This is a genomic window from Nonomuraea sp. C10, from assembly GCF_008017515.1.
GTDB classification, from domain to species: domain Bacteria; phylum Actinomycetota; class Actinomycetes; order Streptosporangiales; family Streptosporangiaceae; genus Nonomuraea; species Nonomuraea ferruginea.
Map to the genome: position 1 here is coordinate 419,405 of NZ_VPFF01000001.1, position 13,807 is coordinate 433,211.

The window sequence follows — 13,807 nt, forward strand, 5'->3', positions numbered from 1 at the left end:
CGCGAACGGTAGCCCCGGCCAGGAGCGCGCACCACGACGCGATACATCATGACAAACGGTTGTAAACGCGAGTATGTGGCGAGTTGGATATCAAACTCTCAACTTTTGTGACGCCGGGTTGTAGCCCGTGACCCTCAGCGGCATAGTGGGGCAAATCACAGCGCGCATCCGTCGCGGGAGTGCTCTGCAGGCACTCGCCGCCTCTACGGCATCGACTATGCGCAGGCACGCGCGGATTGGATGAAGCGTATGAGAGCCGCCCCACCGATCCGCTCCAAGCTGGTCCGCATCCTCATCGTCCCGCTGGTGTCGCTGATCGGCTTATGGGTCTACATCGCGTACACCATGGTGGACGAGACCTCCGGATTCGCGGGCAGCCGCAGCGAGTGGGACGCCATCGGCGTCCCCGCCCGCGACCTGATCACCCAGCTGCAACGCGAACGGCAGCTGACCGCCGAGGCCGCCGGGAACACCTCAGGCAACGCCCAGCTCGGCACCCAGCGCCAGCACACCGACCAGGCCGTGGCCCGCATCAGGGACGTGGCCGCCACGGTGACGAGCGACGTCAGCACCCCGCCCGACGCGGTGCGCGACCTGCTCGACGAGCTCGACGGGCTGCCCAGCATCCGGGCCGGCGCCGACCTGGACCAGGTGCCGGTGCTCGCCACCACCGAGAAGTTCAACAACGTCATCAGCGTCGCCAACCGCCAGTTCGCCGGCACCGAGATGATCACCGCGGTCTCCTCGTACCGGGTGCTGCGCGGCCTCGGCTACTACGGCGCCGTCGACGAGTACGTGGCCAGGGAGAACGCCATCCTCACGCCGGCGCTGCAGCGCGGAGAGATGACCAGGGCCGAGCACGGGGCGTTCGTCGCGGCGATGGCCGGCCGCCGCGTCCAGCTCGTGAACGCCGAGCGGGACATGGGCCCCGAGCTGCGGGTCTGGCACGAGCAACTGCTGGCCGCGCCCGCCTACCAACGGTTCACCACCGCCGAGGACGCCGTCTTCCACTGGAACAAGAGCGGCAGGCCGCCGATCCTGGCCGAATCGTGGCGGCGGGACGCCGGCGCCGTCCACACCATCCTGAGCGACAACTACGCCAAGGAGCTGGCCCGCGCCTCCGCCAAGGGCGAGGACCTGGTCTTCGCCGGCCTCATGCGCATCGTGCTGGTCGTCGGCCTGGGCCTGCTGGCCGTGGTGCTGTCGATCGCGCTGTCGTACCGGTTCGGCCGGTCGCTGGTGAACGAGCTGAAGAAGTTGCAGGCCTCGGCCGTCGAGCTGGCCGAGGTGCGGCTGCCCCGGCTGGTGGAGCGGCTGCGCAAGGGCGAGGACGTGGACCCGGCCGAGGCGCCGGAGCTGGAGAGCGCCCGCACGGCCGAGGTGGAGCGGGTGGTGCAGGCGTTCTCGGCCGTGCAGCGCACCGCCGTCGAGGCCGCCGTCGGCCAGGCCACCCTGCGCAAGGGCGTCGGCCAGGTCTTCCTGAACCTGGCCCGCCGCAACCAGGCGCTGCTGCACCGCCAGCTCTCACTGCTGGACGCGATGGAGCGCAAGGCCGAGGACCCGGACACCCTTGAGGGCCTGTTCAAGCTCGACCACTTCACCACCCGCATGCGCCGCCACGCGGAGAACCTCATCATCCTGTCCGACGCCGCCCCCGGCCGCCGCTGGCGGGACCCGGTGCCGATCTTCGACGTGGTACGCAGCGCCGCGCTGGAGGTGGAGGACTACACGCGCGTCACCATCCAGCCGATGCCGGACAGCCCGCTGCTCACCGGCGGAGCGGTGACCGACGTCATCCACCTGGTCGCCGAGCTGCTGGAGAACGCCACCGCCTTCTCGCCGCCCAACACCAGCGTGCAGGTACGCGGTCTCACGGCGGCCAACGGCTTCGCCCTGGAGATCGAGGACCGCGGCCTGGGCGTGAACCCCGGCACCCTGGAGGAGCTGAACGCCCAGCTCATCACCCCGCCGGAGTTCGACCTGGCGCGCAGCGACCGGATGGGCGTCTTCGTGGTCTCCCGGCTGGCCGCGCGGCACGGCATCAAGGTCACGCTCCGCCCGTCCCCGTACGACGGCACGACCGCGATCGTGATGCTGCCGACGTGCATGCTCGCGGAGCGCGCGCCGGTCCCGTCGCAGCTCAGCCAGTCGCTGTTCGAACCCGTCCGGCAGGTCCCGCCCCCGCCGCCCAGGGAGGTGCGCGCGTCCGGCCCCGTGCGGACGCTCGACCCGCCCACCGGGCCGATCCCGCGGCAGACGGAGCCGGACGACGACCTGGACGGCCTGCCGGTGCGGGTACGCCAGGCACATCTGGCACCACAACTAAGGAAAACACGTCCGGAGCAGGAGCCCGAGGTCTCCGCCCGCGCCCCCGAGGAACTGTTCAGCCTCATGACCTCCATGCAGGAGGGCTGGCGGCAGGCGCGCAGGGAGACGAACGGCGACCGCGACGTGCGCGACGAAAGGGACTCCCATGGCTGACGCGAGATCTGAGCTGAGCTGGCTGCTCGACGACCTGGCCAACCGGGTCGCGGGAGTGCGGCACGCGATCCTGCTGTCCGCCGACGGCCTCACCATGGGCGGGTCCCAGGGGCTGACCAGGGAGGACACCGAGCACCTCGCGGCGATCGCGGCAGGCAGCCACAGCCTGGCGATGGGCGCGGGCCGGCACTTCGGGATGGGCGGCGTCCGCCAGACGATCATCGAGCTGGAAGGCGGCTTCCTGTTCGTCACCGCGGCCGGTCAGGGCGCCCGGCTGGCGGTCCTGGCCGCGGGCGACTCCGAGCTGGGCCTGATCACGTACGAGATGGCCCTGCTCGTCCGGCGGGTGGGCGAGCACCTGACCGCGCTGCCGAGAGGCGCGGCGCCCGCGCCGGTGTGGAACGGGATGACACCGTGACAGACGACGATCCGGGGCCTCTGATCCGGTTATACGGTCTCACGGGCGGCCGGGCGCGGCCCCAGGGCGAGGCGTTCGACCTGGTGGCCATCGTCGCCACGGTCCACCTGCCGCAGGAGCCGTCCGTGCTGAACCCGGAGCATCACACCATCCTGCGCATCTGCCGCAGGCCGACCCCCGTGGCCGATGTCGCGGCCGGGCTCGGCCTGCCGCTCAACGTCACCCGCGTGCTGCTCGGTGACCTGCGGCGCGAGGGGCTCGTGAGCATCACCCCGCCGAAGCCCGCCAACCAGTCGATCGATGAACGTACCTACAGGGATGTACTGCATGGAATTCGCAGGCTTTGATCGCCCCCGGCCCTCCGGAGGGACGCTCACCGCGACCGCCCTGAAGATCCTGGTGGCCGGCGGCTTCGGCGTGGGCAAGACCACCATGGTCGGCACGATCAGTGAGATCCGCCCTCTGCACACCGAGGAACTCCTCAGCGACCGCGGCGTGGGCGTGGACGACGTGTCCGGCGTCGAGCGGAAGGTCGCCACCACGGTGGCGCTCGACTTCGGCCGCATCACCATCCGCCAGGATCTGTGGCTGTACCTGTTCGGCACCCCAGGGCAGGACCGTTTCTGGTTCATGTGGGACGAACTCGCGCTCGGCGCGCTGGGCGCCGTCGTGCTCGCCGACACCCGCAGGCTGGCCGACTGTTTCCCGGCCGTCGACTACTTCGAACAGCTCAAGCTCCCCTTCGTGGTCGCGGTGAACTGCTTCGACGGGGCCCGCCGGCACGATCCTGGGAAGGTGCGGCGGGCCGTCGGACTGGACGAGACGACTCCGGTCATCATGTGCGACGCGCGTAACCGGTCCTCGGTCAAAGAGGTCCTGACCATGCTCGTCACCCATGCGATGGAGGTCCGCTAGCGGGCTGTGCAGGCGATCGGCGCCGGGGTGGCGGCCGAGCCGTTGGCCAGGAAGCCGAACGTGGTGGTGCCGCCCGCGGCGACCGCGCCGTTCCAGCCGAGGTTGCCGACCGTCACGGACGAACCGGAGGAGCTCAGGTCGCCGTTCCAGAGCTGGGAGATCGACTGGCCGCCGGCGAAGGACCAGCCGACCTGCCAGCCGGAGATGGCCGACGCGCCGGTGTTGCGCACGGTGACCTCGGCCTGGAAGCCGCCCTGCCAGCTGTTGACGATCGTGAACGCCGCGGCGCAGCCCTGGCCGGTCGGCGTCACGGTCGGGGTGACCGTCGGGGTGACGGTGGGCGTCTGGGTCGGCTCGCCCGCCGCGATGGCCAGGTCGTAGGCGCGCTGCGGCACGAACTGGCCCGCCGCCGCGATGCAGCCGTCGGCCTCGCCCGGCGGCTTCACCCACAGGAACGCGTCGATCATCGAGTCGCCCGTCGCCGTGGTGCTCCACGTGCCCGTGGCGCGGCCCGCGGGGTCGCACCACTCGCTCCCGGCCGGGCCGTTGCCGTTGCGGCTGGTGTCGATCACCGCGCGCAGTCTGGAGTCGCCGGTCGCCGCTATGACGCTCTTCGCGTACGACACCAGACCGGGCGACGAGCGGTAGTTGGAGGTGTTGACCGCGATGCCGTCGGCGCTGCTGGACACGTTGGCGCCGCGCAGCCGGTTCGCCGCCTCCCCGGCAGACAGCCAGGCGTCGTGCCCGATGTCGTAGTACACCTTCACCTGAGACGACGTCGCCTTGAACCGCTGGCCCGCGTACGACATCGACGCCTGCACCTGGGCCTGCTCGGTGGAGTTCATGCAGTTCGACATGATGGCCAGGGCGTCCGGCTCCAGCACGATCGTGGCCGGGCGGCCGCCGAGACCGGCCGCGATCTGGTCGATCCAGGCCCGGTACGCCGTGTGGTCCGGCGCCCCGCCCGCGCTCGGGCCGCCGCAGTCGCGGTTCGGCATCGCGTACACGGACATGATCGGGATCTTGCCCGCCCTCGACGCCGCGCCCACGTACGCGTCGACCTGCGCCCGGACGGTGGACGGGTTGTACGTGGCGAACCAGCGGCCCTGCGGGACCGCGGCGATCCGGTCCCTGATCACCGGGGCGCGGCTGTCGCCGGGGTTGGCGGCCACCCACTTGGCGGCGTTCGTCTCCGGGTCCACGTAGAACGCCGAGTCGGCGGCCTGGACGGCGGAAGAGGTGAAGACGGCCGCCCCCGCCACGGCGGTCGCGACCGCGGTGAAGAGGGCGGCCAGCACGGGCCTTCTACGAGACATGGAAACTCCGTCCTGATATGGGAGCGCTCCCACGCATGGTAGGGAGCCCTCGCCTCCTGCCAGAAGCGCGATCGGCCGCCGGAAGGCAAAGGCACAGGCGGGAGGCCGATGAGCGGCTGAAACTTTCAAGCGGGATTACGACTGACGGCGATCGCGCCGGTCAACCGGCCTGCTCTTGCTAGGGTCCCGTGTGTGCGTGTCCCCGTGACGGGTTCCACCGGCAGGGTGCGGTGGCTCTGGCTCGTGGCGCCGGCCACACTCGCGGCCCTTCTCACCCTCATCGCGATGGTCTTTCCCGGCGGCAGCCTTTATGTCCTGTCTTACGCGGTCCTGTTCTGGATCCTGACGACGGCCCTGTGGATCGTCCTGCTCTGCGTGCCGCGCTATCGCCGCAGCCCCGGCATCGCGGTCGCGCCGCTCGTCGCCGCGCTCACCTGCGCGACCGTCGCGGCCGACCTGCCGATGCGCGCGGCGTTCGCGGTGTCGGAGCCCGCGCTGACCGCCTACGTACGGTCCCTGCCGCTGCATCCCGACAGCGTCACGGTGGGCGACGCCGAGAGCGGGCTCGGCGTCGAATGGGTCGGGCTCTTCCCGGTCGGGCGGGCCGTGCGCCACGTCGACCGGGCCGACCTGGGCGTCATCGGGTCGGGAGGCTGGCTGGAGTTCTGCGGTCTCACGTACGTGCACGGGGAGCGGCTGAGAACCTACCGGTTCTCGTCCGTCGACCGGCTCTCCGACAGTTGGTACGCGACGTGCGAGGACTTCTAGGGCCTGCGGCTGACCAGCAGATAGCGCCAGAAGAGGAGGCGCCTGACCCGGGCGCCGGGCAGGAGGCGGGCGGTGTGCTCCCTGACCTCGCCGAGGGTCATCACCGGCGGCCTGACCGGCGCCTTCACCGGTGCGGAGCTCCGGCGGCTCAGCGCCAGGCGCGCGACGGCGTTCACCGGGACGGCCGCCAGGCTGGTCAGGTGGTCGGCCGCGGTGCTCTCCCGGTAACAGCCGAGCACCGCGAGCACCCCACCGGGCACGAGCGCCGCACGCAACCTGACCACCGTCTCGAACGGCACGTGATGCAGGCTGGCCAGGCACGAGATGAAGTCGTAGTGGGCCTCGGGCAGGTCCATGGCGGTGACGTCGGCGCGCGCGTATCGGACACCCGCCGCGCGCGGCGCCGCCTCGATGACCTCCGGCGACGGATCGATCGCGTCCACGACCACACCACGGGCGGCCAGCCGGCGCGCGAACAGCCCAGTGCCGCAGCCCACGTCGAGTGCGGTGGCCGCGCCCGCCGGGAGATGGCGGAGCAGCAAAGGGTGGTAGTGGTCGTTGTGATCGAAGGTCATGGATCCGAGTATTGAGGGTGTTGCCGGGCCGCCATCACGATGATTACATGATTACATGACCGAAAATGGCATACCGACGCTTTACGAATGGGCCGGCGGCACGGATGCGCTGGAGCGGCTGACCGAGGTCTTCTACCGCCAGGTCGTGAAGGACGACCTGCTAGGGCCGCTGTTCGCGCACATGGATCCCGGCCATCCCCGGTACGTGGCCATGTGGCTGGGCGAGGTGTTCGGCGGGCCCGCCCGCTACACCGGCGAACGCGGGGGATACTCGCACATGCTGGCCCACCACCTCAACCGGGGCATCACCGAGGAGCAGCGGCGCCGGTGGGTGAGCCTGCTCATGGACGCCGCCGACGAGGTGGGGCTGCCGGACGACCCCGAGTTCAGGGCCGCGTTCGCCGGCTACATCGAATGGGGCACCAGGATCGCCCGCACCAACTCGCAGCCCGGTGCCACGCCGCCGCGACAGGCGCCGGTGCCACGGTGGGGCTGGGGCGTCGCTCCTCCGTACCAGCCTTAGAACTCCAGCTGCGGCGGGTCCTCGACCTCCATGGGGTCGATGAAGGTGTCGGACTCGCGGGGGTCCTCCTCGTCCACCCATCTGGAGATGCCACGCGGGATCTCGTCGTCGATCTCCACGATCTGGTGCTGCTGGGGGAACACGTCCTCGTACATCGCGGCCCACGACTGCTGCGGGTCGTCCCCCAGATCCTTGCCGATCTCGTACGGTTGCTCACTCATCGAACTCACGCCTTGCCGATCATCTCGACCGTCTTCCTGGCGGCCCAGCCGAGCAGGGACAGGGCGACCACCACCTGGGTGGCGCGCGACCAGAAAGTGGAGGTCACGTCCGCGTAGACGACCACGCCCAGCCACATCAGGTTGAATATGGCTACCAGCGCGATGGCCGCCCAATTCATCCCTCTCTGCCACATATGCGCAGTCTTACAGTCACCACCCCAAGCCCGGGTATGCGTTGGGTCACCGCCGCGTTGTTTGCCGTTCCAGCCCGCCTGTCGAGAGCAAGCCGCGCGGGGGCACGGGCGGAAGCAGCTCGTCTGTTGAGAGCGCGCCGTGCGGATCACGGCGGAAGTCAGCGACGCAGGCTGCGGACCGGGCCGACGCAGCGGCGCAGCGGCATGCTGTCACGGGGGCGCGGCTTGGTCTGCTGCTCCGCCAGGCAGGCGAGCAGGGCGGCCGCCGCCTGGGCGTCCGACAGGATGCGCTGCACGGCCTCTCCGGGCTGCGGAAGCTGCCCCCGCTCGTCGAGCTCGTGCCTGACGAACGTCAACGGGTCCGGCGCGCCGGCGTACTCGGCGGCCACGGTCGCGCGAGCGGCGGTCAGCAGCCGCAGGTAGTGCGTCCGCAGCATCGCCTCGCGCATGCGGGCCTGCTCCAGGTCCTCCACCAGGGTCCTCGCCACGTCCAGCAGGTCACCCGCCTGGGTCGCCGGGTCGGCGAGGAAAGCACGGATGTCGTCGTATTCCGAGCGGGTCATGCCGGACACCTCCGAGAGCGCGGGACTGCTCGTGGCAATTCGTACCGCCGGGGCATTGCGGACCACTTGCTGTTCGCTTGCCCTGGGCCCTCCCGGACCAGTGAGGTTTGGGTGTCCCCTGGGGAGGGAAGGACCTGATGACTACCTCTGTGGGCCCGAGATGGTCTTGGAGGCTGCTACAGTTGCTCAGGCACGGGCAGCCACGGACTCACCAGAGTCCCGGAGAAGCCCGGCGAGTCCCACTCCACACTGATCGTCCGGATGGTTCGCATCTGTCCGGATCGGCCGGTAAGGTAGAGGGGTTGCCTCGGAAACGGGGCGGTTGCCGATTTTTGAAGCTCGATGGGGTTCGCGTCAATTTGACACGAACTTGGGGGGCTGCGAAGATTGGTAACACAAAGACGAAATGAACGCCTCTTCGGCGGGGGCCGCTGGTCGGGTCTTGCCGGGGTGTACGCGTCCGTTTCTTGAGAACTCAACAGTGTGTTAAAAGCCAGTGCATGATGCACAACCCCGTCATGTATTTCTGTGACGGATTCCTTTTTGGTTGGGATTCAAATTCATTTTATGGAGAGTTTGATCCTGGCTCAGGACGAACGCTGGCGGCGTGCTTAACACATGCAAGTCGAGCGGAAAGGCCCTTCGGGGTACTCGAGCGGCGAACGGGTGAGTAACACGTGAGTAACCTGCCCCTGACTCTGGGATAAGCCCGGGAAACTGGGTCTAATACCGGATACGACCACTTCAGGCATCTGATGGTGGTGGAAAGATTTCTTGGTTGGGGATGGACTCGCGGCCTATCAGCTTGTTGGTGGGGTAGTGGCCTACCAAGGCGACGACGGGTAGCCGGCCTGAGAGGGCGACCGGCCACACTGGGACTGAGACACGGCCCAGACTCCTACGGGAGGCAGCAGTGGGGAATATTGCGCAATGGGCGGAAGCCTGACGCAGCGACGCCGCGTGGGGGATGACGGCCTTCGGGTTGTAAACCTCTTTCAGCAGGGACGAAGTTGACGTGTACCTGCAGAAGAAGCGCCGGCTAACTACGTGCCAGCAGCCGCGGTAATACGTAGGGCGCAAGCGTTGTCCGGAATTATTGGGCGTAAAGAGCTCGTAGGTGGCTGGTCGCGTCTGCCGTGAAAGCCCGCAGCTTAACTGCGGGTCTGCGGTGGATACGGGCCGGCTAGAGGTAGGCAGGGGCAAGTGGAATTCCTGGTGTAGCGGTGAAATGCGCAGATATCAGGAGGAACACCGGTGGCGAAGGCGGCTTGCTGGGCCTTACCTGACGCTGAGGAGCGAAAGCGTGGGGAGCGAACAGGATTAGATACCCTGGTAGTCCACGCCGTAAACGTTGGGCGCTAGGTGTGGGACCCTTCCACGGGTTCCGTGCCGGAGCTAACGCATTAAGCGCCCCGCCTGGGGAGTACGGCCGCAAGGCTAAAACTCAAAGGAATTGACGGGGGCCCGCACAAGCGGCGGAGCATGTTGCTTAATTCGACGCAACGCGAAGAACCTTACCAAGGTTTGACATCACCCGGAAACGTGCAGAGATGTGCGCCTCTTCGGACTGGGTGACAGGTGGTGCATGGCTGTCGTCAGCTCGTGTCGTGAGATGTTGGGTTAAGTCCCGCAACGAGCGCAACCCTTGTTCCATGTTGCCAGCACGCTCCTTCGGGGGTGGTGGGGACTCATGGGAGACTGCCGGGGTCAACTCGGAGGAAGGTGGGGATGACGTCAAGTCATCATGCCCCTTATGTCTTGGGCTGCAAACATGCTACAATGGCCGGTACAGAGGGCTGCTAAACCGCGAGGTGGAGCGAATCCCTAAAAGCCGGTCTCAGTTCGGATTGGGGTCTGCAACTCGACCCCATGAAGTCGGAGTCGCTAGTAATCGCAGATCAGCAACGCTGCGGTGAATACGTTCCCGGGCCTTGTACACACCGCCCGTCACGTCACGAAAGTCGGCAACACCCGAAGCCCGTGGCCCAACCACCTTGTGTGGGGGGAGCGGTCGAAGGTGGGGCTGGCGATTGGGACGAAGTCGTAACAAGGTAGCCGTACCGGAAGGTGCGGCTGGATCACCTCCTTTCTAAGGAGCACCGGCCGGGGCCTGACCGCCCTGGTCCACGCTGTGCCTGCAAGCGAACGTCTTGCACACGGCAGCTCACTAGTGGAGCACTGGCTACTCAACCGGTCTCGGTTGTCACCGCGCTAGTACCGCCCCCGGCGACGGGGGAGTGGGAGCGTGTGGCGGAGGATCGAGACTGGTTGGACACACTGTTGGGTCCTGAGGAAACGGACCAGCTGGGCCTGCCCGTCGGGTGGGCCCGCCTGTCTGTGGGACCTCAGCACAGGACCATCGAAGCATCCTGGTATTCGGGGTGTGGGCGTGGTTGCTGTTTGTTGTTTGAGATTTGCATAGTGGACGCGAGCATCTTTGTGGCCAAGTTTTTAAGGGCACACGGTGGATGCCTTGGCATCAGGAGCCGATGAAGGACGTGGGAGGCTGCGTTAAGCCTCGGGGAGTCGCCAACCAGACGTTGATCCGGGGATGTCCGAATGGGGAAACCTAGCACCAGTCATGTGGTGTTGCCTCCGCCTGAATGTATAGGGCGGTTGGTGGTAACGCGGGGAAGTGAAACATCTCAGTACCCGTAGGAAGAGAAAACAAGAGTGATTCCGTGAGTAGTGGTGAGCGAAAGCGGAGGAGGCTAAACCGGGCGTGTGTGATAGCCGGCAGGCGTTGCATGTCCGGGGTTGTGGGACCTTCTTGAAGTCTCTGCCGGGATTTCGAGCAGTGAGAAATCGATGGGGTAGTCGAAAGCTCTGGGAAGGGCTGCCGTAGACCGTGAGAGCCGGGTAGGCGAAACCTTGTCGACTGCTGGAGGGGATCCCAAGTAGCACGGGGCCCGAGAAATCCTGTGTGAATCTGCCAGGACCACCTGGTAAGCCTAAATACTCCCTGGTGACCGATAGTGCACGAGTACCGTGAGGGAAAGGTGAAAAGTGCCCCGGTGAGGGGTCGTGAAAGAGTACCTGAAACCGTGTGCCTACAAGCCGTAGGAGCTTACACGTCTTCGGACGTGTGTGATGTGACTGCGTGCCTTTTGAAGAATGAGCCTGCGAGTTATGGTGTGTGGCGAGGTTAACCCGTGTGGGGGAGCCGTAGCGAAAGCGAGTCTGAAGAGGGCGTTTGAGTCGCATGCTGTAGACCCGAAGCGAAGTGATCTACGCATGGGCAGGTTGAAGCTCAGGTAAGACTGGGTGGAGGACCGAACCCACCAGGGTTGAAAACCTGGGGGATGATCTGTGTGTAGGGGTGAAAGGCCAATCAAACTTCGTGATAGCTGGTTCTCCCCGAAATGCATTTAGGTGCAGCGTCACGTGTTTCTTGCCGGAGGTAGAGCACTGGATGGCCGATGGGCCCGACAAGGTTACTGACGTCAGCCAAACTCCGAATGCCGGTAAGTGAGAGCGTGGCAGTGAGACTGCGGGCGATAAGGTTCGTAGTCGAGAGGGAAACAGCCCAGATCACCGACTAAGGCCCCTAAGCGTGTGCTAAGTGGGAAAGGATGTGGAGTCGCAGAGACAACCAGGAGGTTGGCTTAGAAGCAGCCATCCTTGAAAGAGTGCGTAATAGCTCACTGGTCAAGTGATTCTGCGCCGACAATGTAGCGGGGCTCAAGTACACCGCCGAAGTCGTGGCACTGATGGGACGTGAGTCTTGTTGGTGGGTAGGGGAGCGTCGTGCAGCCGGTGAAGCCGCCGAGTGATCGAGTGGTGGAGGCTGTGCGAGTGAGAATGCAGGCATGAGTAGCGAATCGAGGGTGAGAAACCCTCGCGCCGGATGACCAAGGGTTCCTGGGGCAGGTTAATCCGCCCAGGGTAAGTCGGGACCTAAGGCGAGGCCGACAGGCGTAGTCGATGGACAACGGGTTGATATTCCCGTACCCGCTTCAATGCGCCCATACTGAACCCATTGATACTAAGAGTCCTTAAGTCAGCCGGCCCTTCGGGGCGGGTGTTAGGCCGAACGCTCGACCTGATGTGGTAGTAGGTAAGCGATGGGGTGACGCAGGAAGGTAGTCCAGCCCAGGCGATGGTTGTCCTGGGGTAAGCATGTAGGACGGGACGTAGGCAAATCCGCGTTCCATGTGTCTGAGATGTGATGCCGAGCCGATTGTGGCGAAGTGGATGATCCTATGCTGCCGAGAAAAGCCTCTAGTGAGTGTTGTGGCGGCCCGTACCCTAAACCGACTCAGGTGGTCAGGTAGAGAATACCAAGGCGATCGGGTGAACTGTGGTTAAGGAACTCGGCAAATTGCCCCCGTAACTTCGGGAGAAGGGGGACCTCTGCTGGTGAACGCCCTTGCGGTGGGAGCTGGTGGGGGTCGCAGTGGCCAGGGGGAAGCGACTGTTTACTAAAAACACAGGTCCGTGCGAAGTCGTAAGACGATGTATACGGACTGACGCCTGCCCGGTGCCGGAACGTTAAGGGGACCGCTTAGCTGACTTTCGGGTTGGCGAAGGTGAGAACTTAAGCGCCGGTAAACGGCGGTGGTAACTATAACCATCCTAAGGTAGCGAAATTCCTTGTCGGGTAAGTTCCGACCTGCACGAATGGCGTAACGACTTCCCCGCTGTCTCAACCGCAGACCCGGCGAAATTGCACTACGAGTAAAGATGCTCGTTTCGCGCAGCAGGACGGAAAGACCCCGGGACCTTCACTACAGCTTGACATTGGTGTTTGGAGCGTCTTGTGTAGGATAGGTGGGAGACTGGGAAGCTCGGACGCTAGTTCGGGTGGAGTCATTGGTGAAATACCACTCTGGTCGTTTTGAATGTCTAACTCTGGTCCGTGATCCGGATCGGGGACAGTGTCTGGTGGGTAGTTTAACTGGGGCGGTTGCCTCCTAAAGGGTAACGGAGGCGCCCAAAGGTTCCCTCAGCCTGGTTGGCAATCAGGTGTTGAGTGTAAGTGCACAAGGGAGCTTGACTGTGAGACTGACGGGTCGAGCAGGAGCGAAAGCTGGGACTAGTGATCCGGCATCGGCGTGTGGAAGCGGTGTCGCTCAACGGCTAAAAGGTACCCCGGGGATAACAGGCTGATCTTCCCCAAGAGTCCATATCGACGGGATGGTTTGGCACCTCGATGTCGGCTCGTCGCATCCTGGGGCTGGAGTAGGTCCCAAGGGTTGGGCTGTTCGCCCATTAAAGCGGTACGCGAGCTGGGTTTAGAACGTCGCGAGACAGTTCGGTCCCTATCCGCTGCGCGCGCAGGAGACTTGAAAGGGGCTGTCCCTAGTACGAGAGGACCGGGACGGACGAACCTCTGGTGTGCCAGTTGTATCGCCAGGTGCATGGCTGGTTGGCTACGTTCGGGAGGGATAACCGCTGAAAGCATCTAAGCGGGAAGCTTGCCTTGAGATGAGGTCTCCCACCCTGTGAAGGGGTAAGGCTCCCGGTAGACGACCGGGTTGATAGGCCGGAGGTGGAAGCGCGGTAACGTGTGGAGCTGACCGGTACTAATAGGCCGAGGACTTGACCACAAAGCGTTCTTTTTGAGTTTTGCTCGCGTCCACTAGGCAATTCTGAGACAGCAAACCCTGTGGTTTGTGTGTTTCGGAGGGTTACGGCGGTTATGGCGGGAAGGAAACACCCGGTTACATTCCGAACCCGGAAGTTAAGCTTCTCTGCGCCGATGGTACTGCACTCGGGAGGGTGTGGGAGAGTAGGTCACCGCCGGACAATTTTCATATGGGAAAGGCCCCGAGGCTACGGCTTCGGGGCTTTTCTTGTTTTCGGGGCCACCGCGATCACACCGGTACGTTCC

The 13,807-nt window shown here is 65.4% G+C and carries 11 protein-coding genes and 3 rRNA genes; 9 read left to right on the forward strand and 5 right to left on the reverse strand.

What is annotated here, in order from left to right; all coding sequences use genetic code 11:
- Positions 1-249 precede the first annotated feature (249 nt).
- From FR742_RS01960 to FR742_RS01975, 4 genes are read left to right on the forward strand one after another with little or no spacing between them, the layout of a single operon-like run.
- Entirely contained in the window at positions 250-2,481 is a 2,232-nt protein-coding gene (locus tag FR742_RS01960) for a nitrate- and nitrite sensing domain-containing protein (protein WP_187280952.1), read from the forward strand.
- Positions 2,474-2,899, forward strand: coding sequence for a roadblock/LC7 domain-containing protein (locus FR742_RS01965; protein ID WP_148029312.1), 426 nt, complete (start codon positions 2,474-2,476; stop codon positions 2,897-2,899). Before FR742_RS01960 ends, FR742_RS01965 begins: the two co-directional genes overlap by 8 nt.
- Positions 2,896-3,246 (forward strand): DUF742 domain-containing protein, encoded by a 351-nt coding sequence (locus tag FR742_RS01970; RefSeq protein WP_219543950.1) that lies wholly within the window; start codon positions 2,896-2,898, stop codon positions 3,244-3,246. Before FR742_RS01965 ends, FR742_RS01970 begins: the two co-directional genes overlap by 4 nt.
- Complete coding sequence (locus FR742_RS01975) at positions 3,227-3,814, forward strand: ATP/GTP-binding protein (protein ID WP_148029314.1); 588 nt, start codon at positions 3,227-3,229, stop codon at positions 3,812-3,814. Before FR742_RS01970 ends, FR742_RS01975 begins: the two co-directional genes overlap by 20 nt.
- Here the strand turns inward: FR742_RS01975 and FR742_RS01980 are convergent.
- Positions 3,811-5,130 carry a glycoside hydrolase family 6 protein gene (locus FR742_RS01980; RefSeq protein WP_148029315.1) on the reverse strand — a complete coding sequence of 440 codons (1,320 nt, stop codon included), beginning with the start codon at positions 5,128-5,130 and terminating at the stop codon, positions 3,811-3,813. The two genes, FR742_RS01975 and FR742_RS01980, sit on opposite strands and share 4 nt — an antisense overlap.
- 192 nt (positions 5,131-5,322) lie before the next feature.
- Here FR742_RS01980 and FR742_RS01985 point away from each other — a divergent pair, with 192 nt between their 5' ends.
- Positions 5,323-5,898: a hypothetical protein gene (locus FR742_RS01985; protein WP_148029316.1), complete on the forward strand. Its 576-nt coding sequence runs from the start codon at positions 5,323-5,325 to the stop codon at positions 5,896-5,898.
- Here FR742_RS01985 and FR742_RS01990 read toward each other — a convergent pair.
- Complete coding sequence (locus FR742_RS01990) at positions 5,895-6,473, reverse strand: bifunctional 2-polyprenyl-6-hydroxyphenol methylase/3-demethylubiquinol 3-O-methyltransferase UbiG (protein WP_148029317.1); 579 nt, start codon at positions 6,471-6,473, stop codon at positions 5,895-5,897. The two genes, FR742_RS01985 and FR742_RS01990, sit on opposite strands and share 4 nt — an antisense overlap.
- A gap of 55 nt (positions 6,474-6,528) precedes the next feature.
- Between FR742_RS01990 and FR742_RS01995 the strand changes: the two genes are divergently transcribed.
- Complete coding sequence (locus tag FR742_RS01995) at positions 6,529-6,996, forward strand: group II truncated hemoglobin (RefSeq protein ID WP_148029318.1); 468 nt, start codon at positions 6,529-6,531, stop codon at positions 6,994-6,996.
- Here the strand turns inward: FR742_RS01995 and FR742_RS02000 are convergent.
- From FR742_RS02000 to FR742_RS02010, 3 genes are all read right to left on the reverse strand, one after another.
- Positions 6,993-7,217, reverse strand: coding sequence for a hypothetical protein (locus FR742_RS02000; RefSeq protein WP_148029319.1), 225 nt, complete (start codon positions 7,215-7,217; stop codon positions 6,993-6,995). The two genes, FR742_RS01995 and FR742_RS02000, sit on opposite strands and share 4 nt — an antisense overlap.
- A 5-nt stretch (positions 7,218-7,222) precedes the next feature.
- Complete coding sequence (locus tag FR742_RS02005; RefSeq protein ID WP_246639496.1) at positions 7,223-7,396, reverse strand: hypothetical protein; 174 nt, start codon at positions 7,394-7,396, stop codon at positions 7,223-7,225.
- Between the two features lie 173 nt (positions 7,397-7,569).
- On the reverse strand, positions 7,570-7,974 hold the full coding sequence (locus FR742_RS02010) for a hypothetical protein (protein ID WP_148029321.1): 405 nt from the start codon (positions 7,972-7,974) through the stop codon (positions 7,570-7,572).
- 564 nt (positions 7,975-8,538) lie between these two features.
- Between FR742_RS02010 and FR742_RS02015 the strand changes: the two genes are divergently transcribed.
- The 3 genes from FR742_RS02015 (at position 8,539) to rrf (ending at position 13,722) form a co-directional block, all read left to right on the forward strand.
- A 16S ribosomal RNA gene (locus FR742_RS02015) occupies positions 8,539-10,063 on the forward strand.
- A 352-nt stretch (positions 10,064-10,415) separates the two neighbouring features.
- Positions 10,416-13,523, forward strand: a 23S ribosomal RNA gene (locus FR742_RS02020).
- 82 nt (positions 13,524-13,605) lie between these two features.
- A 5S ribosomal RNA gene (rrf, locus tag FR742_RS02025) occupies positions 13,606-13,722 on the forward strand.
- The 16S, 23S and 5S rRNA genes sit together here, the layout of an rRNA operon.
- The last annotated feature ends 85 nt before the right edge of the window (positions 13,723-13,807 follow it).